The 24,174-nt window shown below is 58.8% G+C and carries 19 protein-coding genes, 4 tRNA genes and 1 riboswitch; of the genes, 17 read left to right on the top strand and 6 right to left on the bottom strand.

The window, feature by feature from the left end:
* The first annotated feature begins 162 nt into the window (after positions 1–162).
* The 7 genes from KW837_RS19605 to astE all read left to right on the top strand — a co-directional run bounded on the left by KW837_RS19605 (position 163) and on the right by astE (position 8,027).
* Positions 163–1,383 (top strand): aspartate aminotransferase family protein, encoded by a 1,221-nt coding sequence (locus KW837_RS19605; protein ID WP_007904683.1) that lies wholly within the window; start codon positions 163–165, stop codon positions 1,381–1,383.
* A 224-nt stretch (positions 1,384–1,607) separates the two neighbouring features.
* Positions 1,608–2,627 carry an arginine/ornithine succinyltransferase subunit alpha gene (aruF, locus tag KW837_RS19600; RefSeq protein ID WP_192344431.1) on the top strand — a complete coding sequence of 340 codons (1,020 nt, stop codon included), beginning with the start codon at positions 1,608–1,610 and terminating at the stop codon, positions 2,625–2,627.
* A gap of 87 nt (positions 2,628–2,714) precedes the next feature.
* Positions 2,715–3,740: an arginine N-succinyltransferase gene (astA, locus tag KW837_RS19595; RefSeq protein ID WP_123495822.1), complete on the top strand. Its 1,026-nt coding sequence runs from the start codon at positions 2,715–2,717 to the stop codon at positions 3,738–3,740.
* The gene (gene astD, locus KW837_RS19590; RefSeq protein WP_218398565.1) at positions 3,737–5,206 is read left to right on the top strand and encodes a succinylglutamate-semialdehyde dehydrogenase; all 1,470 of its coding nucleotides are present in this window, start codon (positions 3,737–3,739) and stop codon (positions 5,204–5,206) included. The genes astA and astD overlap by 4 nt, the downstream gene beginning before the upstream one ends.
* Positions 5,207–5,346: 140 nt before the next feature.
* The gene (gene astB, locus KW837_RS19585) at positions 5,347–6,693 is read left to right on the top strand and encodes an N-succinylarginine dihydrolase (protein WP_218398054.1); all 1,347 of its coding nucleotides are present in this window, start codon (positions 5,347–5,349) and stop codon (positions 6,691–6,693) included.
* A gap of 20 nt (positions 6,694–6,713) precedes the next feature.
* Positions 6,714–7,004, top strand: a complete 291-nt coding sequence (locus KW837_RS19580) for a hypothetical protein (RefSeq protein WP_007904718.1) — start codon at positions 6,714–6,716, stop codon at positions 7,002–7,004.
* Between the two features lie 12 nt (positions 7,005–7,016).
* On the top strand, positions 7,017–8,027 hold the full coding sequence (astE, locus tag KW837_RS19575; protein WP_192344433.1) for a succinylglutamate desuccinylase: 1,011 nt from the start codon (positions 7,017–7,019) through the stop codon (positions 8,025–8,027).
* A gap of 156 nt (positions 8,028–8,183) precedes the next feature.
* Here the strand turns inward: astE and KW837_RS19570 are convergent, their stop codons facing one another.
* Positions 8,184–8,696 (bottom strand): 6,7-dimethyl-8-ribityllumazine synthase, encoded by a 513-nt coding sequence (locus tag KW837_RS19570; RefSeq protein ID WP_218398051.1) that lies wholly within the window; start codon positions 8,694–8,696, stop codon positions 8,184–8,186.
* A 115-nt stretch (positions 8,697–8,811) separates the two neighbouring features.
* A riboswitch (FMN riboswitch) is annotated at positions 8,812–8,981 on the bottom strand.
* 293 nt (positions 8,982–9,274) lie between these two features.
* Here KW837_RS19570 and ltaE point away from each other — a divergent pair.
* The 7 genes from ltaE to KW837_RS19535 all read left to right on the top strand — a co-directional run bounded on the left by ltaE (position 9,275) and on the right by KW837_RS19535 (position 15,239).
* Complete coding sequence (gene ltaE / locus KW837_RS19565) at positions 9,275–10,279, top strand: low-specificity L-threonine aldolase (RefSeq protein ID WP_218398049.1); 1,005 nt, start codon at positions 9,275–9,277, stop codon at positions 10,277–10,279.
* Positions 10,280–10,425: 146 nt separating this feature from the next.
* Positions 10,426–13,047: an alanine--tRNA ligase gene (alaS, locus tag KW837_RS19560; protein ID WP_218398047.1), complete on the top strand. Its 2,622-nt coding sequence runs from the start codon at positions 10,426–10,428 to the stop codon at positions 13,045–13,047.
* Between the two features lie 90 nt (positions 13,048–13,137).
* Entirely contained in the window at positions 13,138–14,379 is a 1,242-nt protein-coding gene (locus KW837_RS19555; protein WP_038979429.1) for an aspartate kinase, read from the top strand.
* A 186-nt stretch (positions 14,380–14,565) separates the two neighbouring features.
* The gene (csrA, locus tag KW837_RS19550; RefSeq protein WP_002554426.1) at positions 14,566–14,754 is read left to right on the top strand and encodes a carbon storage regulator CsrA; all 189 of its coding nucleotides are present in this window, start codon (positions 14,566–14,568) and stop codon (positions 14,752–14,754) included.
* 62 nt (positions 14,755–14,816) lie between these two features.
* A tRNA-Ser gene (locus KW837_RS19545) sits at positions 14,817–14,907 on the top strand.
* A 107-nt stretch (positions 14,908–15,014) separates the two neighbouring features.
* Positions 15,015–15,091 (top strand) — tRNA-Arg (locus tag KW837_RS19540).
* 71 nt (positions 15,092–15,162) lie between these two features.
* Positions 15,163–15,239, top strand: a tRNA-Arg gene (locus KW837_RS19535).
* A gap of 19 nt (positions 15,240–15,258) precedes the next feature.
* Here KW837_RS19535 and KW837_RS19530 read toward each other — a convergent pair.
* Positions 15,259–15,774, bottom strand: a complete 516-nt coding sequence (locus KW837_RS19530; RefSeq protein WP_218398045.1) for a cell envelope protein SmpA — start codon at positions 15,772–15,774, stop codon at positions 15,259–15,261.
* 321 nt (positions 15,775–16,095) lie between these two features.
* Here KW837_RS19530 and mgtE point away from each other — a divergent pair, with 321 nt between their 5' ends.
* Complete coding sequence (mgtE, locus tag KW837_RS19525; RefSeq protein WP_192344437.1) at positions 16,096–17,538, top strand: magnesium transporter; 1,443 nt, start codon at positions 16,096–16,098, stop codon at positions 17,536–17,538.
* 195 nt (positions 17,539–17,733) lie between these two features.
* On the opposite strand, the gene KW837_RS19520 is transcribed toward mgtE, so the two are convergent.
* Entirely contained in the window at positions 17,734–18,060 is a 327-nt protein-coding gene (locus KW837_RS19520) for an Arc family DNA-binding protein (protein WP_003178899.1), read from the bottom strand.
* Positions 18,061–18,446: 386 nt separating this feature from the next.
* On the opposite strand from KW837_RS19520, the gene phnN reads away from it, so the two are divergent.
* Positions 18,447–19,019 carry a phosphonate metabolism protein/1,5-bisphosphokinase (PRPP-forming) PhnN gene (gene phnN / locus KW837_RS19515; protein ID WP_218398563.1) on the top strand — a complete coding sequence of 191 codons (573 nt, stop codon included), beginning with the start codon at positions 18,447–18,449 and terminating at the stop codon, positions 19,017–19,019.
* On the opposite strand, the gene KW837_RS19510 is transcribed toward phnN, so the two are convergent.
* Both KW837_RS19510 and KW837_RS19505 read right to left on the bottom strand, forming a co-directional pair.
* The gene (locus tag KW837_RS19510; RefSeq protein WP_063342836.1) at positions 18,994–19,173 is read right to left on the bottom strand and encodes a PA3371 family protein; all 180 of its coding nucleotides are present in this window, start codon (positions 19,171–19,173) and stop codon (positions 18,994–18,996) included. The genes phnN and KW837_RS19510 overlap by 26 nt on opposite strands.
* A gap of 23 nt (positions 19,174–19,196) precedes the next feature.
* A complete protein-coding gene (locus KW837_RS19505; protein ID WP_192344439.1) occupies positions 19,197–19,430 on the bottom strand; it encodes a hypothetical protein in 234 nt (77 codons plus the stop codon).
* Between the two features lie 292 nt (positions 19,431–19,722).
* On the opposite strand from KW837_RS19505, the gene KW837_RS19500 reads away from it, so the two are divergent.
* Positions 19,723–19,799, top strand: a tRNA-Arg gene (locus tag KW837_RS19500).
* Between the two features lie 83 nt (positions 19,800–19,882).
* On the opposite strand, the gene KW837_RS19495 is transcribed toward KW837_RS19500, so the two are convergent.
* Positions 19,883–24,174 (bottom strand): S-layer family protein (locus KW837_RS19495; protein ID WP_218398044.1); only part of this gene is annotated, 4,292 nt, incomplete at its 5' end.

Here is a 24,174-nt window from a genome sequence, read left to right as displayed (position 1 = left end):
GCCTTTGCGACGCTATTTGTCGCATTGCCGTAAACCCGGGCAAAACCTGTGTTTGCGCTATAAGAAGTTGTCGCTTGGCGGCAAGGCCGGGCTGAAAACTGTCCTTACAATCCCCTCATCGCTCGCCAGTTTCAGGCGAGTGTTCCTTTTCAGGAGACTCCGATGTCCGTTGAGCACGCTGCGGTAGAACGCGCCGATTTCGACCAGGTAATGGTTCCCAACTACGCGCCAGCCGCTTTCATTCCTGTGCGTGGTGCCGGTTCCCGTGTTTGGGACCAGTCTGGCCGCGAGCTGATCGACTTCGCCGGCGGGATTGCCGTTAACGTATTGGGCCATGCGCACCCGGCGCTGGTCGCTGCATTGACCGAGCAAGCGAACAAGCTGTGGCACGTGTCCAACGTGTTCACCAATGAGCCGGCCTTGCGCCTGGCCCATAAGCTGGTCGACGCCACTTTTGCCGAACGTGTGTTCTTCTGCAACTCCGGCGCCGAAGCCAACGAGGCCGCCTTCAAGCTGGCCCGTCGCGTGGCCCACGACCGTTTTGGTACCGAGAAGTACGAAATCGTTGCCGCGCTCAACAGCTTCCACGGCCGTACCCTGTTCACCGTGAACGTCGGTGGCCAGTCGAAGTACTCCGACGGTTTCGGTCCGAAGATCACCGGCATCACCCACGTGCCTTACAACGATCTGGCCGCGCTCAAAGCCGCTGTTTCCGACAAGACCTGCGCGGTGGTTCTGGAGCCGATCCAGGGCGAAGGCGGCGTACTGCCGGCCGAGCTGTCTTACCTGCAAGGCGCCCGTGAGCTGTGCGATGCGCACAACGCGCTGCTGGTCTTCGACGAAGTTCAGACCGGTATGGGCCGCAGCGGCAAGCTGTTCGCCTACCAGCATTACGGCGTGACCCCGGACATCCTGACCAGCGCCAAGAGCCTGGGCGGCGGTTTCCCGATCGCAGCGATGCTGACCACCGAAGACCTGGCCAAACACCTGGTCGTCGGCACCCACGGCACCACGTATGGCGGCAACCCGCTGGCGTGCGCTGTCGCTGAAGCGGTGATCGATGTGATCAACACGCCCGAAGTGCTGAATGGCGTTAATGCCAAGCACGACAAGTTCAAGACCCGTCTTGAGCAGATCGGCGAGAAGTATGGCCTGTTCACTGAAGTCCGCGGTCTGGGCCTGCTGCTCGGTTGCGTACTGAGCGATGCCTGGAAAGGCAAGGCCAAAGACATCTTCAACGCCGCCGAGCGTGAAGGCCTGATGATTCTGCAAGCCGGCCCGGACGTGATTCGTTTCGCCCCAAGCCTGGTGGTTGAAGACGCCGATATCGATGCTGGTCTGGACCGTTTCGAGCGTGCGGCGGCGAAGCTGACGCAAGCCTGATAGACCTTTCGACGCCTGACTGTTCAGGCGTCGAACCTAAATTTTGTACCGGGCCGGATCAAATGTGGGAGCGGGCTTGCTCGCGAAAGCGGTGGGTCAGACAGCAACGATGTTGACTGATGCACCGCTTTCGCGAGCAAGCCCGCTCCCACACTGATCTCTGTGTCTGCAATGACTTCCCGGTTATTTTCCTCATAGAGTTTTTCGAGAAAAGGAGTGACACCATGCTGGTGATGCGCCCCGCGCAAATGGCTGATCTGGGCGAGGTACAGCGTCTGGCTGCGGACAGCCCGATTGGTGTCACTTCCTTGCCGGATGACGTTGAACGCCTGAGCGACAAGATCGCCGCAAGCGAAGCTTCGTTCGCCGCTGAAGTCAGCTTCAACGGTGAAGAGAGCTATTTCTTCGTCCTCGAAGACACGGCCACCGGCAAACTGGTGGGCTGTTCGGCCATCGTTGCCTCGGCCGGTTATTCCGAGCCGTTCTACAGTTTCCGTAATGAAACCTTCGTGCACGCCTCCCGCGAACTGAAGATTCACAACAAGATCCACGTGCTCTCCCAGTGCCACGACCTGACCGGTAACAGCTTGCTGACCAGTTTCTACGTCAAGCCGGAGTTGGTGGGTTCGCCTTGGGCTGAGCTCAATTCCCGTGGTCGCCTGTTGTTCGTGGCCAGCCATCCGGAGCGCTTTGCCGATTCGGTGGTGACCGAGATCGTCGGTTACAGCGACGAACATGGTGATTCGCCGTTCTGGGATGCCATCGGTCGCAACTTCTTCGACCTCAACTACGCCGAAGCCGAGCGTCTGTGTGGCCTGAAAAGCCGCACGTTCCTGGCCGAGCTGATGCCGCATTACCCGATCTACGTGCCGTTGCTGCCGGATTCCGCTCAGGAGGCGATGGGCCAGGTACACCCACGGGCGCAGATCACTTTCGACATTCTGATGCGCGAAGGCTTCGAGACGGATCACTACATCGACATTTTCGACGGTGGCCCGACCCTGCATGCCCGCGTCTCGGGGATCCGTTCGATCGCCCAGAGCCGTGTAGTGCCGGTGAAAATCGGCGAGCCGGTCAAAGGCGCGGGTCGTCAGTATCTGGTGGCTAACGCCCAGTTGCAGGATTACCGCGCTGTTTTGCTTGAGCTCGATTACGCGCCGGGCAAACCCGTCACCCTGGATCTTGAAGCGGCCGAAGCCCTGGGCGTCGGTGAAGGTGCCAGCGTGCGCCTGGTGGCGGTTTAACGCCTGCTGCTATGCCTATAAAGAGTGAATGCTGAGTAAAGCAGCGAGTTTCACGGGTGGCGTCAGCGGCCCGTTTGAGGAGATAGCATGATTGTTCGTCCCGTACGCAGCAGCGATTTACCCGCTCTGATCGACCTGGCCCGCAGCACCGGTACCGGCCTGACCACCTTGCCGGCCAACGAAGAACGTCTGGCTCATCGGGTCGGCTGGGCCGAGAAGACCTTCCGCGGCGAAGCCGGGCGCGGTGATGCGGACTACCTGTTCGTACTCGAAGACGACAATGGCCGCGTGGTGGGTATTTCCGCCATCGCCGGTGCCGTCGGCCTGCGTGAGCCTTGGTACAACTTCCGGGTCGGCCTGACGGTCAGCGCCTCCCAAGAGCTGAACATCTACCGCGAAATCCCGACGCTGTTCCTGGCCAACGATCTGACCGGTAACTCTGAGCTGTGCTCGTTGTTCCTGCATGCCGATTTCCGCAGTGGCCTGAACGGCCGCATGTTGGCCAAGGCGCGGATGCTGTTCATCGCCGAGTTTCCGCAGCTGTTCGGCAACAAGATCATCGCCGAAATGCGCGGTGTGTCTGATGAGGCAGGGCGTTCGCCGTTCTGGGAAAGCCTGGGTCGGCATTTCTTCAAGATGGAATTCAGCCAGGCCGATTATCTCACCGGCGTGGGCAACAAGGCGTTCATCGCCGAACTGATGCCGAAATTCCCGCTGTACACCTGCTTCCTGTCGCCAGATGCGCGCAACGTGATCGGCCAGGTTCACCCGGACACCGAGCCGGCGCTGTCGATGCTCAAGAGCGAAGGTTTCAGCTATCAAGGCTACGTCGACATCTTTGATGCCGGCCCTGCGGTGGAATGCGAAACCACCAAGATCCGCGCAGTGCGCGACAGTCAGGCGCTGGTGCTGGCCATCGGCACTCCGGGTGACGACGCCACGCCGTTCCTGATTCATAACCGCAAGCGCGAAGACTGCCGGATCACTGCCGCACCAGCACGCTTCGCCGCCGGCACTTTGGTGGTCGATCCGCTGACCGCCAAACGTCTTCAACTCAACGCCGGCGATCAAGTACGCGCCGTTCCGTTGTCCGCTGCTCGGGAGTCGAAATAATGAATTCGCTATACATCGCCGGTGAATGGCTGGCTGGTCAGGGTGAAAGCTTTCAATCGGTAAACCCGGTGACCCAGCAAGTGCTGTGGGCTGGCGAAGGCGCCACGACCGGTCAGGTCGAGTCGGCTGTGCAAGCTGCGCGTCAAGCGTTCCCGGGTTGGGCTCGCCGTACCCTGGAAGAGCGCATCAGCGTGCTGGAAGCCTTTGCCGCTGCGTTGAAGAATCACGCTGACGAGCTGGCTCGCACCATCGGTGAAGAAACCGGTAAACCCCTGTGGGAAGCGGCGACTGAAGTCACCAGCATGGTCAACAAGATCGCCATTTCGGTGCAGAGCTATCGCGAACGTACCGGCGAGAAGAGCGGCCCGTTGGGCGACGCCACGGCGGTATTGCGCCACAAACCGCACGGTGTGGTGGCGGTGTTTGGTCCTTACAACTTCCCCGGTCACTTGCCGAACGGTCACATCGTGCCGGCGCTGCTGGCCGGGAACAGCGTGCTGTTCAAGCCGAGTGAGCTGACCCCGAAAGTGGCCGAGCTGACGGTCAAGTGCTGGATCGAAGCCGGCCTGCCGGCCGGTGTGTTGAACCTGCTGCAAGGCGCCCGCGAAACCGGTATCGCCCTGGCGGCGAACCCGGGCATCGACGGTCTGTTCTTCACCGGTTCCAGCCGTACCGGCAATCACCTGCATAAGCAGTTTTCCGGTCGCCCAGACAAGATCCTTGCGCTGGAAATGGGCGGTAACAACCCGCTGGTGGTGGATCAGGTCGCGGACCTCGATGCCGCCGTTTACACCATTATTCAGTCGGCCTTCATTTCTGCCGGTCAGCGTTGCACCTGTGCCCGTCGCTTGCTGGTGCCGCAAGGCGCCTGGGGCGATACGCTGCTGGCGCGTCTGGTGGCGGTCAGCTCGACGATTGAAGTCGGTGCGTTCGATCAGCAACCGGCGCCGTTCATGGGCTCGGTGATTTCCCTCGGCGCTGCAAAAGCGCTGATGGATGCGCAAGAACATCTGCTGGCCAACGGCGCCGTGGCGCTGTTGGAAATGACTCAGCCCCAGGCCCAGGCAGCCTTGCTGACCCCGGGTATTCTGGACGTAACGGCGGTTGCCGATCGCCCGGACGAAGAGCTGTTCGGTCCGCTGCTGCAAGTGATCCGCTACGCTGATTTTGAAGCGGCGATCGCTGAAGCCAACGACACCGACTATGGCCTGGCGGCTGGTTTGCTGTCGGATTCCGAAGCGCGTTATCAGCAGTTCTGGCTGGAAAGCCGGGCAGGCATCGTCAACTGGAACAAGCAGCTGACCGGTGCGGCGAGCAGCGCGCCATTCGGCGGTGTCGGCGCATCGGGCAACCATCGCGCCAGTGCCTACTACGCCGCGGATTACTGCGCGTACCCGGTGGCCTCGCTGGAAACCCCGAGCCTGACTTTGCCGACGTCGCTGACCCCAGGCGTGCGCATGTCGTAAGACCGCTTTCGCGGGCAAGCCTCGCTCCTACGGACTCAATCGACCCTGTAGGAGCGAGGCTTGCCCGCGAAGGCCGCACCTCCGTCTTACTGAATTGATACTTGATGCCTATAACAACAGATTCTCGTGGAGCCTCGCTGATGAAATCCTATGAAGTCAATTTTGACGGTCTAGTGGGGCCGACCCATAACTACGGCGGCCTGTCCTACGGCAACGTCGCATCCCAGAGCAACAGCCAGCAGTCTTCGAACCCGAAGGAAGCCGCGCTACAGGGCCTGGCGAAGATGAAAGCGCTGATGGAAATGGGCTTTCAACAAGGCGTTTTGGCGCCACAAGAACGTCCGGACGTAGCCGCACTGCGCCGGCTGGGTTTCAGCGGTACCGATGCTCAGGTGATCGAGCGCGCCGCCAAAGAGGCCATGCCGCTGCTGGTTGCCAGTTGCTCGGCGTCGAGCATGTGGGTGGCGAACGCCGCCACGGTCAGCCCGAGCGCCGACACCGCGGATGGCCGCGTGCATTTCACCGCCGCCAACCTCAACTGCAAATACCACCGCAGCATCGAACACCCGACCACCAGCCGCGTACTGGGGGCGATGTTCGCCGATCAGAAGCACTTTGCTCACCACGCCGCTTTGCCAGCCGTGGCGCAGTTCGGTGACGAAGGCGCGGCCAACCACACCCGTTTCTGCCGTGACTATGGTGAAGCTGGCGTCGAGTTTTTCGTGTTCGGTCGCAGCGCGTTCGACACCCGTTACCCGAATCCGCAGAAGTACCCGGCACGCCAGACGCTCGAAGCGTCCCAGGCCGTCGCGCGTCTGCACGGCCTGAGTGATGACGGCGTGGTTTATGCCCAGCAGAACCCTTCGGTGATCGATCAGGGCGTGTTCCATAACGACGTGATCGCAGTGGGTAACGGCGAGGTGCTGTTCTATCACGAGGACGCCTTCCTCGACACCGAGCAGATGCTGGCTGAACTGCAAGGCAAACTCGCAAAAGTCGGTGGGAAATTTCAGTCGATCTGCGTACCGCGTTCCGCGGTCACCGTGGAAGACGCGGTACGTTCCTACCTGTTCAATAGCCAGCTGCTGTCGCGTCCTGACGGCTCCATGCTATTGATCGTGCCGGAAGAGTGCCGTGGCAACGAGCGTGTCTGGCAGTACCTGCAAGGCCTGACCAGCTCTGGCGGCCTGATCCGCGAAGTGAAAGTTTTCGATCTCAAGCAGAGCATGCAGAACGGCGGTGGCCCGGCTTGCCTGCGGTTGCGCGTCGCACTTAACGAAACCGAACTGGCGGCCGTCAACCAAGGGGTTATCATGACGGCACCGTTGTACGGCACATTGACCGAATGGGTCGACAAGCACTACCGCGACCGCATGACCGAAAACGATCTGGCGGACCCGCAATTGCTGCTTGAGTGCCGGACGGCACTGGATGAACTGACGCAAATCCTTAAACTGGGCGCGGTTTATCCATTCCAGATCAATTGAACGTCGAGAGCGTAAAACACATGAGCGATACCCTGCAGCTGATCCTTGAAGACACCGACGGCACGCAACTGGAAACTTCCTGCACCCGCGTCGCGGTCATGTGGCAAGGCAAAGAGCTGTGGATCCAGCAGGACGGCCGCGGCCAATTGCTGATCGGCGTAGACGTTGAAGAAGGTGACGCTGAATACGCCAACCTGCTGCTGCGCCCATTGGCGACTAATCTGGTAAGTTTGCAACTGGAGATGGAACCGGCCGACGTCGGTGATGATGAGGACCACGTACACGGCCCGGATTGCAATCACGACCACTAAGGAAACCGCTCTATGCTCGCCCTCGGCAAACTGCTTGAACTGACCCTCGCCGGCCGCGAACCGGCGGAGAAGACTCAACTGACTGTCGAAGGCGTGCGGATGCGCTGGTTGAGCGAAGGTGCGCTGGAAGTCCGGCCACCTGAAGCCCGCGACAATGGCCTGGACCTGCTGTTATCGGCCGGCATCCATGGCAACGAAACAGCGCCGATCGAATTGCTTGATCGCCTGTTGCATGACATCGCCCGCGGTGACTTGAAGCCGTGCGCACGTATTCTGTTTCTGTTCGGCAACCCCGAGGCTATTCGCCGCGGTGAGCGTTTCATCGAGCAGGACGTCAATCGGCTGTTCAACGGTCGGCACGAACAAACCAGTGGTTCCGAGGCGTTGCGCGCTTGTGAGCTGGAGCGGCTGGCGGCGACTTTCTTCAGCCTGCCGGACCGCAATCGCCTGCATTACGATCTGCACACGGCGATCCGTGGCTCGAAAATCGAGCAGTTCGCCCTGTACCCCTGGAAAGAAGGTCGTCAGCATTCACGTCAGGAACTGGCTCGCCTGCGCGCCGCCGGCATGGAAGCGGTGCTGTTGCAGAACAAACCCTCCATCGTCTTCAGCTCCTATACCTACGACAAGCTCGATGCCGAGTCCTTCACCCTGGAGTTGGGCAAGGCCCGGCCGTTCGGGCAGAACGACGGGGTCAACGTCGATCTTCTTGAAACCCGCCTGAAGCAGATCATCGAAGGCACCGAGCCGCCAATGACCGACGACGGGCTGGATGGCTTGCAATTGTTCAGCGTCGCGCGGGAAGTCATCAAGCACAGCGATAGCTTCCGCCTGAACCTGCCGGCGGATATCGAGAACTTTTCAGAGTTGAAGGTGGGGTATGTACTGGCCGAGGATATCGCCAATACCCGCTGGGTCATTGAAGAGCAGGGCGCCCGGATCATCTTCCCTAACCCCAAGGTCAAGAACGGCCTGCGCGCCGGCATTCTGATCGTGCCGACCACCGACGAAAACCTCGCGTAAGCACAACACATAACAAATGTGGGAGCGGGCTTGCTCGCGAAAGCGGACTGACAGTCAACAAATGCGTTGAATGTTAAACCGTTTTCGCGAGCAAGCCCGCTCCCACATTTGATTTGAGTGAAGCCAAAGACCCCACCCAAATCGCAGGTTTTGTGTTTAGACGGCTACCGCGCGGGGCTCGCTGCGGCGCAACGCACGCATCTTGTGCAGCGTATCCGCGCACGTCTTAGCCGCTTCCTGGCCTTTGTTCACAAAGTGTTCGAAGAAAAACTTGTGATGCAGTTCTTCACCGGCATGGAAGTGGTGCGGGGTCAGGGACACCGAGAACACGGGCACTTCGGTTTCCAGCTGAACCTGCATCAGGCCGCTGACCACCGACTGGGCGACGAACTCGTGACGGTAGATCCCGCCGTCCACCACCAACGCTGCGGCCACAATGCCGGCATAACGACCGGTCTTGGCCAGCAACTTGGCGTGAAGCGGAATTTCAAAGGCGCCGCCGACTTCGAAGAAATCGATGTCCGATTCCTGATAACCCTGAGCAATCATTTCGGCGACGAAGCCTTTACGGCTCTGATCGACGATTTCCTTGTGCCAGCAGGCCTGGATGAACGCGACGCGCTCGCCCTGATGGTTTTTGCTTTTGCTATCGATTGCGGTGGGTTGCATGTTCTGACTCCTGTTTGTGTGAAAAACAGGGCGTTATGAATCGAATGGGATTTAAGGGTACGCAGGCACAAGTGCCTGCGGACGGCGCTTTGGTACAGAGCCTAGGCGGCGCCAATCCCGTTCTCTCTTCATCCGGACTATGACCGTCGGCCCCGGGATCACACCGGGTCTGCTGACCTTGCCGCCATCACAGCCATTGCCGTGCTGCCGCCAAGCGCTCGCGGGCTATGCGCATTGCGCGCAATTACCGCCGGTGGGGAGTTACACCCCGCCCTGAGAACGTTTTGCCGCCAGATTGTTTGGCGGCGAAGCGTTTTTAACACATATTTTCGGCGCGCGCATAGGCAATGCCTGTCACGAAACCTGTGGGAGCGGGCTTGCTCGCGAATACGGACTCCCAGTCGACAATGATGTTGCCTGACACACCGCTTTCGCGAGCAAGCCCGCTCCCACATGGATTGCGCTTTTTCGAAGGCGTAATCAGTCTTTTCCTCGCGCAAGGCTTGATTATTTGTCGGCATGACCGCAGTAATTCCCTCCTGAAAAGGGATTTCCCCCTGCTTACCGAGGCCAGATTCATGAGCGTTATCGATCTTCGCAGCGACACCGTCACCCAACCGACCGCAGGGATGCTCGACGCGATGGCGAATGCAGCCACCGGTGACGACGTTTATGGCGAAGATCCGACGGTCAACCGTCTGGAAGCCGAACTGGCAAAACGACTGGGTTTTGCCCAGGCCCTGTTTGTCCCGACGGGCACCATGAGCAACTTGCTCGGCCTGATGGCCCACTGCGATCGCGGTGACGAATACATTGTCGGACAACAGGCTCACACCTATAAGTACGAAGGTGGTGGCGCGGCAGTGCTCGGTTCGATCCAGCCGCAGCCGCTGGAAGTGCAGGCCGATGGTTCGCTGGACCTGACGCAGGTCGCCGCGGCAATTAAACCGGATGACTTCCACTTCGCCCGCACTCGTTTGCTGGCGCTGGAAAACACCATGCAGGGCAAGGTTCTGCCGCTGGAATATCTGGCCCGGGCACGCCGTTTAACTCATGAAAATGGCCTGGCGCTGCACCTGGATGGCGCGCGGCTCTACAACGCGGCGGTCAAGCTGGGTGTCGATGCCCGAGAGATCACTCAGCACTTCGATTCGGTTTCGGTTTGCCTGTCCAAAGGTCTAGGGGCGCCGATCGGTTCGGTGCTGTGCGGCTCGGTCGAGTTGATCGCCAAGGCGCGGCGTCTGCGCAAAATGGTCGGCGGCGGCATGCGCCAGGCCGGGATTCTCGCCGCGGCGGGGCTTTATGCGCTGGACAACAACGTTCAGCGTCTGGCGGATGACCATGCCAATGCGCACTATTTGGCCGACGGCCTGCGAGCAGCGGGCTATGAGGTCGAGCCGGTGCAGACCAACATGGTTTACGTGCAAATGGGCGACAAGGCCGAAGCGATCAAGGCTTTTGCCGCGACACGCGGGATCAAGCTCAGCGCTGCCGGTCGTCTGCGAATGGTCACGCACATGGACGTCAATCGTGCGCAAATCGAGCAAGTCGTCGCTACATTTGCCGACTTTTCTCACAACTGACCGTGTTAGCCGTCCAATTGACCGTTTCTATCGTATAAACACGCTGTACCCCGCGCGCAGGGCCGATATAATGCGGCCCTTTGCCGTCGCTTCGTCTGTTGACGTTTCGCACAGGCCTTTGGCCGCAGCCTCCGTGGAAGAACCTAATGAAAAGCGCAGAAATCCGTGAAGCCTTCCTTCGCTTCTTCGAAGAGCAAGGCCACACCCGTGTAGCCTCCAGCTCTTTGATTCCGGGCAACGACCCAACCCTGCTGTTCACTAACGCGGGGATGAACCAGTTCAAGGACTGCTTTCTGGGCCAGGAAAAGCGCGCGTACACCCGCGCTGTAAGCAGCCAGAAATGCGTGCGCGCCGGCGGCAAGCACAACGACCTGGAAAACGTCGGTTACACCGCCCGTCACCACACCTTCTTCGAAATGCTGGGTAACTTCAGCTTCGGTGATTATTTCAAGCGTGACGCCATCACCTACGCCTGGAACTTCCTGACCTCCGAAAAGTGGCTGAACCTGCCCAAAGAAAAGCTCTGGGTCACCGTCTACGCCAGCGATGACGAGGCGTACGACATCTGGACCAAAGACATCGGCGTGCCGGCCGAGCGCATGGTTCGCATCGGCGACAACAAGGGCGCGCCGTACGCGTCCGACAACTTCTGGACCATGGGCGATACCGGCCCATGCGGTCCTTGCACCGAGATTTTCTACGATCACGGCGCCGACATCTGGGGTGGCCCACCGGGCTCGCCGGAAGAAGACGGCGACCGTTACATCGAAATCTGGAACAACGTGTTCATGCAGTTCAACCGCACCGCCGATGGCGTGTTGCACCCGTTGCCAGCGCCGTCGGTGGACACCGGCATGGGCCTGGAGCGGATCAGTGCCGTGCTGCAGCACGTTCACTCGAACTATGAAATCGACCTGTTCCAGAGCCTGCTGAGCGCATCGGCCAAAGCCATCGGTTGCACCAACGATGCTCAGGCTTCGCTGAAAGTCGTGGCTGACCACATCCGTTCGTGCGGCTTCCTGATTGCCGACGGCGTGCTGCCGTCCAACGAAGGTCGCGGTTATGTGCTGCGCCGGATCATTCGTCGCGCTTGCCGTCACGGCAACAAACTGGGCGCCAAGGGCAGCTTCTTCTATCAGATCGTTGCGGCCCTGGTCGCCGAGATGGGCGAAGCGTTCCCTGAGCTGAAATCCCAACAGGCGCACATCGAGCGCGTCCTGAAAGCCGAAGAAGAGCAATTCGCCAAGACCCTGGAGCAGGGTCTGAAGATCCTCGAGCAGGATCTGGCCGAACTCAAAGGCGACGTAGTGCCGGGCGATGTAGTGTTCAAGCTTTACGACACTTACGGCTTCCCGATGGACCTGACCGGCGACATCGCTCGCGAGCGCAGCCTGACCATCGACGAAGAAGGTTTCGAGCGCGAAATGGAAGCCCAGCGCGTCCGTGCTCGCTCCGCCAGCTCCTTTGGCATGGACTACAACAGCCTGGTCAAGGTTGATGTGGCCACCGAGTTCACCGGTTACACCGCTCACAGCGGTTCCGCCAAAATCGTTGCTCTCTATAAAGACGGGCAATCGGTTGACGTGCTGAGCGAAGGCGAAGAGGGCGTGGTCGTTCTCAATCAGACCCCGTTCTATGCCGAATCCGGTGGTCAGATTGGTGATTGCGGCTTCCTCCAGGCTGGCGCTGCGCGTTTCGACGTGCGCGACACCACCAAAACCGGCGGCGCGTTCCTGCACCACGGTGTACTGGATTCGGGCAGCCTGATCGTGGGCGCTCCGGTCGAGACTCATGTCGATGCCGACGTGCGTCACGCGACGTCGCTGAACCACTCCGCCACTCACTTGCTGCACGCTGCATTGCGTCAGGTACTGGGCGAGCACGTTCAGCAGAAAGGCTCGTTGGTCGACAGTCAGCGTCTACGCTTTGACTTCAGCCACTTCGAGGCGATCAAGCCTGAGCAGTTGAAGGCGCTGGAAGACATCGTCAACGCCGAGATTCGCAAGAATTCCGAAGTTGAAACCGAAGAAACCGACATCGAAACCGCCAAGCAAAAAGGCGCCATGGCGCTGTTCGGCGAGAAGTACGGCGACAGCGTACGCGTGCTGAGCATGGGCGATTTCTCTGTCGAGTTGTGCGGCGGTATTCACGCCACCCGCACCGGCGACATCGGCCTGCTGAAAATCATCAGTGAAGGCGGTGTAGCCTCCGGTGTGCGTCGTATCGAGGCATTGACCGGCGCAGCTGCGCTGGCCTACTTGAACACGGCAGAAGAACAACTCAAGGAAGCGGCCAACCTGGTCAAGGGCAGTCGCGATAACCTGATCGACAAGCTGTCGGCTGTGCTGGAGCGCAACCGTCTGCTGGAGAAGCAACTCGAGCAGTTGCAGGCCAAGGCGGCCAGCGCGGCGGGCGACGATCTGTCGGCTTCTGCCCTGGACGTCAAAGGCGTGAAAGTGCTGGCCGTGCGTCTGGACGGTCAGGACGGCAAGGCGCTGTTGGCGCTGGTCGATCAATTGAAAAACAAACTCGGTCGCGCAGTGATCCTGCTCGGCAGTGTCCATGAGGAAAAGGTCGTTCTGGTTGCAGGCGTGACCAAAGACCTGACTGGCCAACTCAAAGCCGGTGATTTGATGAAACAGGCTGCTGCGGCAGTGGGCGGGAAGGGCGGTGGTCGTCCAGACATGGCGCAGGGCGGTGGTATTGACGCTGGCGCACTGGATGCCGCATTGGCCCTGACTGTTCCATTTGTAGAGCAGGGTTTATAAGGCAGTGTGCCTGGCCCGCGGTCTAGTGGCGGGCCAGAACGCTGTTTGAGTGATTATTGGGCGCCCTTCATGGGCAGAGGCGGCTTTGAAATGGCTTTGATCGTACAGAAATTTGGAGGCACCTCAGTCGGCACTGTCGAGAGAATCGAGCAGGTCGCCGACAAGGTTAAGAAATTCCGCGAGGCGGGCGATGACCTGGTGGTTGTGCTGTCCGCAATGAGCGGCGAGACCAACCGTCTGATCGATCTGGCCAAGCAAATCAGTGGCGACGGCCAGCCGGTTCCTCGTGAGCTGGATGTGATCGTATCCACCGGTGAGCAGGTGACGATTGCACTGTTGGCCATGGCACTGATCAAGCGTGGCGTGCCAGCGGTGTCGTACACCGGCAATCAGGTACGGATTCTGACGGATAGCGCGCACAATAAAGCGCGTATCTTGCAGATTGATGACCAGAAGATTCGCGGTGACCTGAAGGCCGGTCGTGTGGTGGTTGTCGCCGGTTTCCAGGGCGTCGACGAGCACGGCAATATCACCACCCTCGGTCGTGGCGGTTCCGACACCACCGGCGTGGCGCTGGCGGCAGCCCTGAAGGCTGACGAATGCCAGATCTACACCGACGTCGACGGCGTCTACACCACCGATCCGCGTGTGGTGTCCGTGGCTCAGCGCCTGGACAAGATCACCTTCGAAGAGATGCTGGAAATGGCCAGCCTCGGTTCCAAGGTGTTGCAGATCCGTGCGGTGGAATTCGCCGGCAAGTACAACGTTCCGCTGCGCGTACTGCACAGCTTCAAGGAGGGTCCGGGCACCCTCATTACTATTGATGAAGAGGAAACCATGGAACAGCCGATCATTTCCGGCATCGCTTTCAACCGCGATGAAGCCAAGCTGACCATCCGTGGCGTGCCAGACACCCCGGGCGTGGCGTTCAAGATTCTCGGCCCGATCAGTGCCGCGAACATCGAAGTCGACATGATCGTGCAGAACGTTGCGCACGATAACACCACCGACTTCACCTTCACCGTGCACCGCAATGACTTCCAGGCGGCGCAAACCGTGCTGGAAAACACTGCTCGCGAGATCGGTGCCCGTGAAGTCATTGGCGACACCAAGATTGCCAAGGTCTCGATCGTCGGCGTCGGCATGCGCTCCCACGCAGGTGTGGCCAGCCGTATGTTCGAATCCCTGGCGAAAGAGAGCATCAACATCCAGATGATCTCGACCTCGGAAATCAAGGTGTCCGTGGTGATCGAAGAGAAGTACCTGGAGCTGGCTGTGCGCGCTCTGCACACGGCTTTCGAACTGGATGCGCCAGCCCGACAGGGCGAGTAATACGTTCCCCCAAGGGCGCGGTCTGACCGCGCCCTTCGTTTTTTTGAATGGCGCGTACCAAAACTGTTCTTTTGCTCGCGCTAGTCAATACTCAGGCATGTAGGGCTGCGATCGTTCCGGTTGTAGGTCGAATGCCTTTTTTTTGCAGACTGTTGTCCCTGAAATGAAATGCGTGAGGAGAAAGGTATGCTGATTCTGACTCGTCGGTGCGCAGAAAGCCTGATTATTGGTGATGGCGAAATCACTGTGACCGTGCTCGGCGTAAAAGGAAATCAAGTGCGTATCGGTGTCAACGCCCCGAAAGAGGTTGCTGTGCATCGTGAAGAAATTTACCTGCGTATAAAGAAAGAGAAGGACGAAGAACCAAGCCATTAATTTTTATCGTTTTTTATGTTTGCAAACGGGGAAAAGGTTGGTTAAGATACGCCCCGTGTTGCGGAGAGCTGGCCGAGTGGCCGAAGGCGCTCCCCTGCTAAGGGAGTACACCTCAAAAGGGTGTCGGGGGTTCGAATCCCCCGTTCTCCGCCATTATTTGCGTAGTACGTTGTAATCTGGCTTCTTCGGTAAGTTGTTGAAATTACTAGAAAAAGTGCTTTACAAAAAGATTTAACGGCCTATAATGCGCGGCAACAAATGCACTCGTAGCTCAGCTGGATAGAGTACTCGGCTACGAACCGAGCGGTCACAGGTTCGAATCCTGTCGAGTGCACCATTTAAGAGTTGTTTGCAGTAATGTGAATAACTTGGCTTCAACCAGTTGTGATCTGGTATAAAAACACAAATGCACTCGTAGCTCAGCTGGATAGAGTACTCGGCTACGAACCGAGCGGTCACAGGTTCGAATCCTGTCGAGTGCACCAAACACCAAAAAGCCCGCGTTTAACGCGGGCTTTTTGCCGTCTGCGATTTGGCTTTTCCTTTAGTACAACCTTTCTCGTCGAACTCGACATGAGCACTGCGCCCTCGCTTGTTGTCGTAGCGATAGCTTATGGCTGAGTTGCGGGTGGTGATTTTGTCGGGTTTGCCGAGGGCGCTTTCGACGTCCTGCTGACTCATGCCGGCAACGACCCGCTGATTGATGATCGCTATGCGGCGTTCCTTCGCGCTGAGCAGATCTCCACATCTGCCTTCGGATTGACCAACCACCGTCGGCTCTCTTCTTTGCAATTTCGTACCTGATGTTTCGCGAGACTCGGCCTCAGGCATCAGGGCCGTCACGCTGCCTGGCAGGAACGTGCGTACGTCGTGTGCTGAGAGGCTTTCTCCTGCCGTACAGCTCAAGGTTGTGAAGGTGATGTGCCCATTGGCGGCTTCGCACCGGTGAACGGTCGTGGCGAGCACCTGGGGCGGCAGGCAGAGCAGGGCGGCTAGCAAATATTGAGCAATCGATGGCATTCGACGTCCTCCATGACGGTCTTCATCAAGGGTAGTCATTACATTTTCAGGCGGTGGTGTGTTTTCTTTTCAGGATGAGTCGTCGCAGTTTCATGGATCAGGATGGCGCTCAGGTTTATCTCGCAAGCACTTGTTTCAGCCGCGATTTTTTAACGTTTAAAACCGTCAGGCGGTGTTATCATTGCGCCCGTCAGCCCCGCCGGGGCTTGTGGAATACCTCCATGGACTTACCCAGTAGTTACTCGTTACCCCGTTTTTACAATCATGAATTGACTGATTGATCCTTCCGGCGTGCCCCGCTGCTGGGAGTGGAGTTCGCCTATGTCTGAAGTTGAAGTAAAGAAAACGCAGGAAAGCTTGCAGGACCGCCTCGCTCAAGTCGTTGAGCTGCTGCAGCGCCAGCGAGTGGTCGAAGACCTGACTCATCGCCAGGAAGGTCCGCATCACGACCGGGTCGAGAACCTGGTTCACCGGCAAAACCTCGTCGAGTTGCAACGCAAGCTCGATGATCTGCACTCCGCCGACGTTGCCTACATCCTCGAAGCCTTGCCGCTGGACGATCGCCTGACGGTCTGGCAATTGGTCAAGGCTGATCGCGACGGCGACATTCTGCTCGAAGTATCCGATTCGGTTCGTGAAACCCTGATCGCCGACATGGATGATCACGAGCTCCTGGCGGCGGCCAAGGACATGGATGCCGACGAACTCGCTGACCTGGCCTCCGAGCTGCCGCGAGACGTCGTCCACGAGCTGATGGAAACCCTCGATAATCAACAGCGTGAGCGCGTCCGCTCCGCGTTGTCCTATGACGAGGAGCAGGTCGGTGCGCTGATGGACTTCGAGATGGTGACTATCCGTGAGGATGTCAGTCTCGAAGTGGTTTTGCGTTACCTGCGTCGTCTCAAAGAACTGCCAAGCCACACCGACAAACTGTTCGTGGTCGATTACGACGGCGTGCTCAAGGGCGTGTTGCCGATCAAGCGTCTGCTGGTCAACGACCCGGAAAAACAGGTGTCGGAAGTCATGGCCAGCGACCCGGTGAGTTTTCATCCGGATGAAGACGCTTACGAGGCCGCTCAGGCGTTCGAGCGTTACGACTTGATCTCGGCGCCGGTAGTCGACAAGAACGGCAAGCTGATCGGTCGTCTGACCATCGATGAAATGGTCGACCTGATTCGTGAAGAGAGCGAAAACGAAGTTCTCAACATGGCGGGTCTGCGTGAAGAAGAAGATATTTTCGCATCAGTCTGGAAGTCCCTGCGCAACCGTTGGGCCTGGCTGGCGATAAACCTGATCACCGCGTTCATTGCATCCCGGGTGATCGGCCTGTTCGAAGGATCCATCGAGAAACTGGTAGCACTCGCGGCATTGATGCCGATCGTTGCCGGTATCGGTGGCAACTCGGGTAACCAGACAATCACCATGATCGTTCGGGCCATGGCGCTGGACCAGGTCAGTACCGGCAATACCTCGCGGCTGATGCGCAAGGAGTTGGCGGTCGGCTTGATCAATGGTCTGGTCTGGGGCGGCGTGATTGGTGTGGTGGCCTATCTGCTTTATGGCAGTTGGTCCCTGGGCGTGGTGATGACCGCCGCCATGACGCTTAATCTGCTGCTTGCGGCGTTGATGGGGGTTTTGATTCCGATGACCCTGGCGCGGCTTGGGCGCGACCCGGCAATGGGTGCCAGTGTGATGATCACGGCCATGACTGACAGTGGCGGCTTTTTCATCTTCCTCGGGCTGGCGACGATTTTCCTGCTTTAACGTCCTGCTTCAAAAAACAACCCGCCTGAGCAAGCCGCTTTTCGGAGTCAGGCTTGCCGGCGAAAGCGCTCTTAAGGACGCCTTCGCCGGCAAGCCTGGCTCCTACAAGTCTGGGCCCAATCGGCGGGTTTTTTTTAGCCAAATTTCAGGCAAAAAAAAGCCAGCAATTACGCTGGCTTGAGCTTTCGGGATGAATCAGGAAGCGTCTGCGGCCATTTCGGCGTCGTGGGCGATCAGCGAAACCAGAGCGTTTTGCTGGCGGTGGGAGAGCTGGCGGAAGCGCTGCAGCAGTTCGCGTTCGTGCAAAGACAGTTCGGGGCTGTCCAGGCGCATGCTCAACTCTTCACCCAACGCGCCTTCCTGAATAAGGCTTTGCTCAAGGCGCGCGATGATTTCGGAGTTCATGCTGCGATGATGATTGCGAGCCACCTCGGCAATGCGTTCACGCATTCCGTCTGGCAGACGTACGACGAACTTGTCAGCCGTACGGCTGGAATAAATTGCCTGTTTCAATGGGCGCATATATTTAACCGGTTAGTTCAGGGGAGCGGTTCTCGGGATAGGCCGCAGGATGTCAGATAGGACAAGCACTCCGGCCAAATGTTCAACCTGAATTGATAGAGGCGCGCATCATGCCTCAAATTAGCCAGATCATTGGCGTCAATTCTGTGACAAATATTGATCTGGGTAAAGGCTTAATGCCAGCACCTATTACCAGAAATGCGGACTGGTTTGAAAATAATCCATGAGTCCGAATGACTGACCGCGTCCTCTTGCCCGACAGGTGATGCCCGAAGACGCCTGAAGGTGCATGCTATGCGGGGTCGATCCTTGTTCCTTATCTTATACAGGATAGTGGCAAATGGCCGATTTACTAGTCTGGGCATATGGCGCGGGATGATTTCAGGATGGGTGGCAGGCTAATTTATTTAATGGGGCCTTCGGGATCCGGCAAGGACAGCCTTATCGAAGCTGCTCGCGAGCCGCTGCGCGCACGCAATTGTGAAGTCGTGCGTCGCGTTATCACACGCTCGGCGGAATCGTTGGGTGAAGACGCCATCGAGGTGTCCCGCGAAGAGTTCGAACAACGCAGGGCCGAAGGGGATTTTGCGCTGTCGTGGCAGGCCAATGGGCTCAATTACGGTATTCCTGTGCGCGTAGACCAATGGCTCGCGGATGGTCGCGATGTGTTGATCAACGGTTCGCGCGGGCACTTGGCAGAAGCGCAACAGCGCTATCCCAAGCTATTGCCGGTGCTATTGACGGTCAAGGATGAAGCCCTGCGCGAGCGCCTTTTACGGCGGGGGCGTGAGAGCCCGGCAGAAATTGAAGCAAGACTGCGCCGTAATGCGCTGTTTACGGCTGATGAGTCAATCGAAGGTATGCAGATCTGTCGACTCGATAACTCCGGCGACCTTACTGTAACTGTCGCCAATCTTCTGGAGCTGCTGAACCTCAGCGCAAAACCGGATCGAACTTGATCTTGCGCCCGGCGATCAGCGCCAGCACGAACAGAGCACCGAACACGGCGCAAGCAATCAGGGGCAGGGTGACGACCGTGTCCCCGACCAATGACAAATGAAGGATGCCACTCAGTAAGGCGAGGACGAAAAATCCTGCGGCTGATTTGGACATGCTGTGCTCCTGATGGGGGGATTTCAAAATACCAAGCGTTCGAAAGACTGTGTGCGCAACTGAATAGTCTCTTGGCTCACCTCTTGGCCGACAACACTGCGTTGATCGTTCGTGACTGCCAATTGAGGCGTTTTTTGCAGCTGCAGGTAATGAGGTATGCGTTGAGCAATTGTCGTAGCGTCGTTTTCAGGAAAGAAATGAAAACCCAACAGAACCGCCAAAGCGACCGCGTTCGCGATTAAAAGCGCGCTGTTCATGGGGCTGATCTCCTATGTTTGTTGAAAACAGTCGAAGCAGCCCGCATGCCAAAAGTTTAACGACTATTAAATCCTTTAAAAACAATGAATTAAGATATTTTTGCAAAGGGTCTGCATTGCATTTTGCAATGATGGCATTTTGCAGTGATGCAAATTGCACGGTAAACAAAGCCACGCTCTCGTGAGGCGTCTGCCTACACTTAAAAAGCCCTACGGACGACATGACAAAAGCGGGCCTGCCCGTTAACATGCACGCCGTCCATCGCTGCGCATTCCTTTGCGGGCGACTTGTGTCTCAGTAGCTCAATTGGATAGAGCATCCCCCTCCTAAGGGGAAGGTTGGCAGTTCGAACCTGCCCTGGGACACCACCTATTTGAAAGCCCCACGCAGAGTGATCTGGTGGGGCTTTTTTGTGGCTGTCTGCAGCGGTGGATTCAACTCCAGCCCAACATCAAGCCGTCAGCGTATGGTCAGCCTCCCCAAACCAGGTGCGCACCAGATCGGTACCGCTCGTGCCAGTGTTGGCAAGAACCGCCACATCGGCGAAGTTCGTACCATTGGCTGCACCGTCGGCATCCACCTTCACGGTGATGTCGCTGCCTGATTGCGTCAGTTGGACGAAGTCGGACGCCTGGCTGATACCGCTAACGAAGTTGGCGCTGAGAAGTGCGGAGAGGTCGAGCGCGTCGCCTTCGGCGAAGTTGTAGTCGAGGATGGTGTCCCCACCTTCCGCCGCGTTGAGATAGGCGAACATATCGGCTCCCGCGCCGCCGCTGAGCGTGTCCTCCCCACCACGGCCCGCCAGGATGTCGTTGCCGTCGCCGCCACTGAGTACGTCTGCCGCCATGCTGCCCACGAGTGTGCCACTGGATGCTCCGTTGTAACTGACTTGGGTACCGGCCTCGCCGTCGGTGACCTGGAAGTCCTCCACTGTGTAGTGCCCTAGCAGGTTCACCTCGGCCCGGTGCATGCCGTCGTCCACCGTCAGCAGGCCGCCGCTGCCAGAGGCGTTGGCGCTGTAGCTGAGCTGGGTGTTGGCGCCGAAGGCGAGATCGCCGAAGGTCAGCATGTCATCGCTTTCCAGACCGAGGATGCCGACCAAGGAACCTGCCGCTTCGGCCTGTGCGATTACTAGTGTGCCTGCGCCTTCGCCGTGGAAGGCGACGGACCCGTGTGCTGCGCCGGAAAAGGTCAGGGTCGCGTCGCCGTCGATGGTGGCGCTGCCGTTGCCCATCACGTCGGCCAGCAGGCGCATGTCGCCACCGTTGGCCCATAAGTGACCGGAGTTTTCGACCGCACTGGCTACCGTCATTCCGCCTTCACCCGTGGACTCCAGCACGCCGCTGTTGGTGATGGTGTGGGTGCCGGTGTCGAGCACCAGGCTGTTCAGCCCGCTGGCCAGGATCAACCCCGCATTGACCAGCACCAACTGCCCGGCGCCCAACTGGCCGGCACCGGAAATGCGGTTGTCGACGTTGGTCAGCACGGTGTCGGCGCTGCCACCGAAAATCACGTTCTGCGCGCTGTCGGATAGCAGTACCTGGCCGCCACCGGTCAAGGTTGCACCGCGGAACAGAATCTCAAGATTGGTCTCGCTGCCTGTGGAGCCGAGTTCGATGGTGCCGCTGTTATGAATGCTGCCACCGAACGGCATGATCGCGCTGTCGGCAATGGTGAGGGTACCGGTATTGGTCATGACCGGATCCACATCGAACTGGAAGTTCGCTTCGCTCACGTCCGCCGCATCGACACCTTTCAGGGTGACCGACTGGCCGGATCCGATGCTGACCAGCGCATTGCCGTTGGCGTCGTTAGTGATGCTCAAGTCAGCAAAGCTGTTGATGCCCGGGAAGCCGATCAAGTCGATTTTGTCCGCCGTGGCATCGAAACTGTAGATCTGGTTGTTGCCGATCGGCTGGGCGAAGACGAAAGTGTCGGCACCGGACGAGCCAGTCAGGTTGTCGTCAGCGGACAAGGCGAAGATTGGCGCGTCGGGTGCATAGACTTCGATGTTGTTGAACACATAAGCGCTACCGTCGCTGCCGTCACTATTGCTCCAGTACATATTGACATCAAGCACCAACGCTCCCGCGAAGTCGCTTGGGGTTGTCACCGTCAATGCGCCAGGATCACTGGTCTGCACGGTCCAGGTGCCATCGCCGTTGTCGGTTCCCGCATTGAATATCCATCCCGAGGGAACACCGCTGATTGAAACCGTTATCGGGCCGCTGATATCGCTCGACGGAGTAATGAGGGCTAGATTGATGGGTTCGCCGGCAACGCCTGCCGGAAGGTTTGCACTGCTTCCGGCAGCACCCGCATTACCCGCCAGATCGGCGTAGCTGTTCGCGGTAACGTCGACTTTCACGCTACCGGATTGTGTTCTAGTCAGCGTTGCCGTGTAGGTATCGCCGTCTACCTGCGTGAAGTTACTCCAGGTTCCGCGGGGCGTTCCGCTCGTTGTTGTTACCGTGACGTCCGAAAGGTCGAAACCGCTCACAACCTCACTGAACTGGAATGTGACTGTCGACGTTGAAGGGAAAGGGGTGATCACATTCCCTAAGGCTGTCCCCGTCACTGTCACAGTCGGCGCCACGGTATCAACTGGAGTCTCAACTACGTTCTGCACGTTTACCGTAATTGTCTGCGTGTCGGTTCCGCCATTGCCGTCGGCCACCAGAACGTCCACAACATAGGCATTGTCACCGTCAGCACCACCGACATCCTGGGCATTCTCGTAATCCGGCGCCGAATTGAACGTCAGCACCCCGCTTGAACTGATCGAGAACTTGCTGAAGTCCGTCCCGGCCGTATTCAGGATCGAGTAGCTCAGGGTTTGCGCCGGAAGATCAGCATCGGTCGCCGTTACTGTCGTGACCGCCGTGGTGTTCTCCGCCACATTGACCGAAGCCGTCGCACCACCACCGTTGGAGGTGATCACCGGGGAGTTATCGTTGACTCCCGTCACGGTCACCGCGATCGCCTGGTCGTCAAACAGCGTGCCGTCCGACGCCCGAACAATCACGTCATAGACGTTGTTGATTCCCGAGTCAGTCGGCGCTTCAAAGTTGGGTGCAGAAACAAAGCTCAGCGCGCCGGTGCCTGAAACGATCGAGAACTTCGCGGCATCCGCTCCGCCGACGATGCTGTAGCTCAGGGTTTGCGCCGGCAGATCAGCGTCGATCGCTGCCACCGTCGTGACCACCGTGCTGTTCTCCGCCACATTGACCGAAGCCGTCGCACCACCACCGTTGGAGGTGATCACCGGGCTGTTGTCGTTGACGCCCGTCACGGTCACCGAGATCGCCTGGTCGTCAAACAGCGTGCCGTCCGACGCCCGAACAATAACGTCATAGACGTTGTTGGTTCCCGAGTCAGCCGGCGCTTCAAAGTTGGGCGCAGAGACAAAGCTCAGCGCGCCTGTGCCTGAAACGATCGAGAACTTCGCGGCATCCGTTCCGCCGACGATGCTGTAGCTCAGGGTTTGTGCCGGAAGATCAACGTCGGTTGCTACCACCGTTGTAACTGCCGTGCTGTTCTCCACCACGCTGACCGAAGCCGTCGTACCACCGCCGTTGGAGGTGATTGTTGGCGAGTCGTTGCTGCCGTTAATGGTCACCGTCACCGCAGTCACGGTGCCGTCGGCGCTAAGTACCGTGAAGGTGTCGGTCAGGCTGTCGCCGACATTGAGTGCGTCGAAGGCCGAGTTGGCGGTATAGCTCCAGTTACCCGCGGCATCGATGGCGAAGGTTCCGTTGGCGCCGGCGGTACCGGATTGGGCCTGGAAGGTTTCCGGGCTGTCGATGTCGCTAACGGTGAGACTGCCGCCGGTGGTGAGTGGGGCATTGGTTTCGGTCAGCGTGACGCTGGCTGAGGACAGCACTGCGGCGTCGTTACTGCCTTTGATGGTGACGGTCACCGAGGTCGCGGTGCCGTCGGCACTGAGTACCGTGAAGCTGTCGTTCAGGTTGTCGCCGACATTGAGTGCGTCGAAGGCCGAGTTGGCGGTATAGCTCCAGTTACCCGCGGCATCGATGGCGAAGGTTCCGTTGGCGCCGGCGGTACCGGATTGGGCCTGGAAGGTTTCCGGGCTGTCGATGTCGCTAACGGTGAGACTGCCGCCGGTGGTGAGTGGGGCATTGGTTTCGGTCAGCACGATGTTGGCCGAGGACAACACGGCGGCGTCGTTACTGCCGGTGATGTGGACTGTGACCGAAGTGAGGGTGCCATCGGCACTGCTCACGACGAAGGTGTCGGTGTAGGTGGTGCCGGCGACGAACTCGTTGTGGGCGCTATTGGCGACATAGCTCCAGGCACCATTGGTGCCGATGGAGAATTGGCCGTAACTGCCGGCGGTGTTGGGTTGGGCGACGAAGGTTGCGGCGCTGTCGATGTCGCTGATGGTCAGGGTGCCGTTGGTGGTCAGTGGGGCATTGGTCTCGGTGAGGTTAGCGATGTCGGCGGACAACACGGCGGCATCGTTGGTGCCGAGGATATGCACGGTGACCGAAGTGAGGGTGCCATCGGCACTGCTCACTGAGAAAGTGTCGGTGTAGGTGGTGCCAGCGGCGAACTCGTTGTGGGCGGAGTTGGCGACATAGGTCCAGGCACCATTAGTGCCGATGGAGAATTGGCCGTAACTGCCGGCGGTGTTGGGTTGGGCGACGAAGGTTGCGGCGCTGTCGATGTCGCTGATGGTCAAGGTGCCGTTGGTGGTCAGTGGGGCATTGGTTTCGGTCAGAT

Origin of the sequence: Pseudomonas sp. PDM24 (assembly GCF_019218905.1) — a bacterium.
In the GTDB taxonomy this organism is placed as follows: Bacteria; Pseudomonadota; Gammaproteobacteria; order Pseudomonadales; family Pseudomonadaceae; genus Aquipseudomonas.
The sequence above is the reverse complement of the archived record's forward strand: the minus strand, read 5'-3'. Positions and strand labels throughout refer to the sequence as shown.

What these genes read in the sequence shown, in the direction of transcription:
- KW837_RS19605 (WP_007904683.1), top strand. Translation starts at nt 163, where the DNA reads ATGTCCGTTGAGCACGCTGCGGTAGAACGCGCCGATTTCGACCAGGTA.
- aruF (WP_192344431.1), top strand. Translation starts at nt 1,608, where the DNA reads ATGCTGGTGATGCGCCCCGCGCAAATGGCTGATCTGGGCGAGGTACAG.
- astA (WP_123495822.1), top strand. Translation starts at nt 2,715, where the DNA reads ATGATTGTTCGTCCCGTACGCAGCAGCGATTTACCCGCTCTGATCGAC.
- astB (WP_218398054.1), top strand. Translation starts at nt 5,347, where the DNA reads ATGAAATCCTATGAAGTCAATTTTGACGGTCTAGTGGGGCCGACCCAT.
- KW837_RS19580 (WP_007904718.1), top strand. Translation starts at nt 6,714, where the DNA reads ATGAGCGATACCCTGCAGCTGATCCTTGAAGACACCGACGGCACGCAA.
- astE (WP_192344433.1), top strand. Translation starts at nt 7,017, where the DNA reads ATGCTCGCCCTCGGCAAACTGCTTGAACTGACCCTCGCCGGCCGCGAA.
- KW837_RS19570 (WP_218398051.1), bottom strand. Translation starts at nt 8,696, where the DNA reads ATGCAACCCACCGCAATCGATAGCAAAAGCAAAAACCATCAGGGCGAG.
- ltaE (WP_218398049.1), top strand. Translation starts at nt 9,275, where the DNA reads ATGAGCGTTATCGATCTTCGCAGCGACACCGTCACCCAACCGACCGCA.
- alaS (WP_218398047.1), top strand. Translation starts at nt 10,426, where the DNA reads ATGAAAAGCGCAGAAATCCGTGAAGCCTTCCTTCGCTTCTTCGAAGAG.
- KW837_RS19555 (WP_038979429.1), top strand. Translation starts at nt 13,138, where the DNA reads ATGGCTTTGATCGTACAGAAATTTGGAGGCACCTCAGTCGGCACTGTC.
- csrA (WP_002554426.1), top strand. Translation starts at nt 14,566, where the DNA reads ATGCTGATTCTGACTCGTCGGTGCGCAGAAAGCCTGATTATTGGTGAT.
- KW837_RS19530 (WP_218398045.1), bottom strand. Translation starts at nt 15,774, where the DNA reads ATGCCATCGATTGCTCAATATTTGCTAGCCGCCCTGCTCTGCCTGCCG.
- mgtE (WP_192344437.1), top strand. Translation starts at nt 16,096, where the DNA reads ATGTCTGAAGTTGAAGTAAAGAAAACGCAGGAAAGCTTGCAGGACCGC.
- KW837_RS19520 (WP_003178899.1), bottom strand. Translation starts at nt 18,060, where the DNA reads ATGCGCCCATTGAAACAGGCAATTTATTCCAGCCGTACGGCTGACAAG.
- phnN (WP_218398563.1), top strand. Translation starts at nt 18,447, where the DNA reads ATGGGTGGCAGGCTAATTTATTTAATGGGGCCTTCGGGATCCGGCAAG.
- KW837_RS19510 (WP_063342836.1), bottom strand. Translation starts at nt 19,173, where the DNA reads ATGTCCAAATCAGCCGCAGGATTTTTCGTCCTCGCCTTACTGAGTGGC.
- KW837_RS19505 (WP_192344439.1), bottom strand. Translation starts at nt 19,430, where the DNA reads ATGAACAGCGCGCTTTTAATCGCGAACGCGGTCGCTTTGGCGGTTCTG.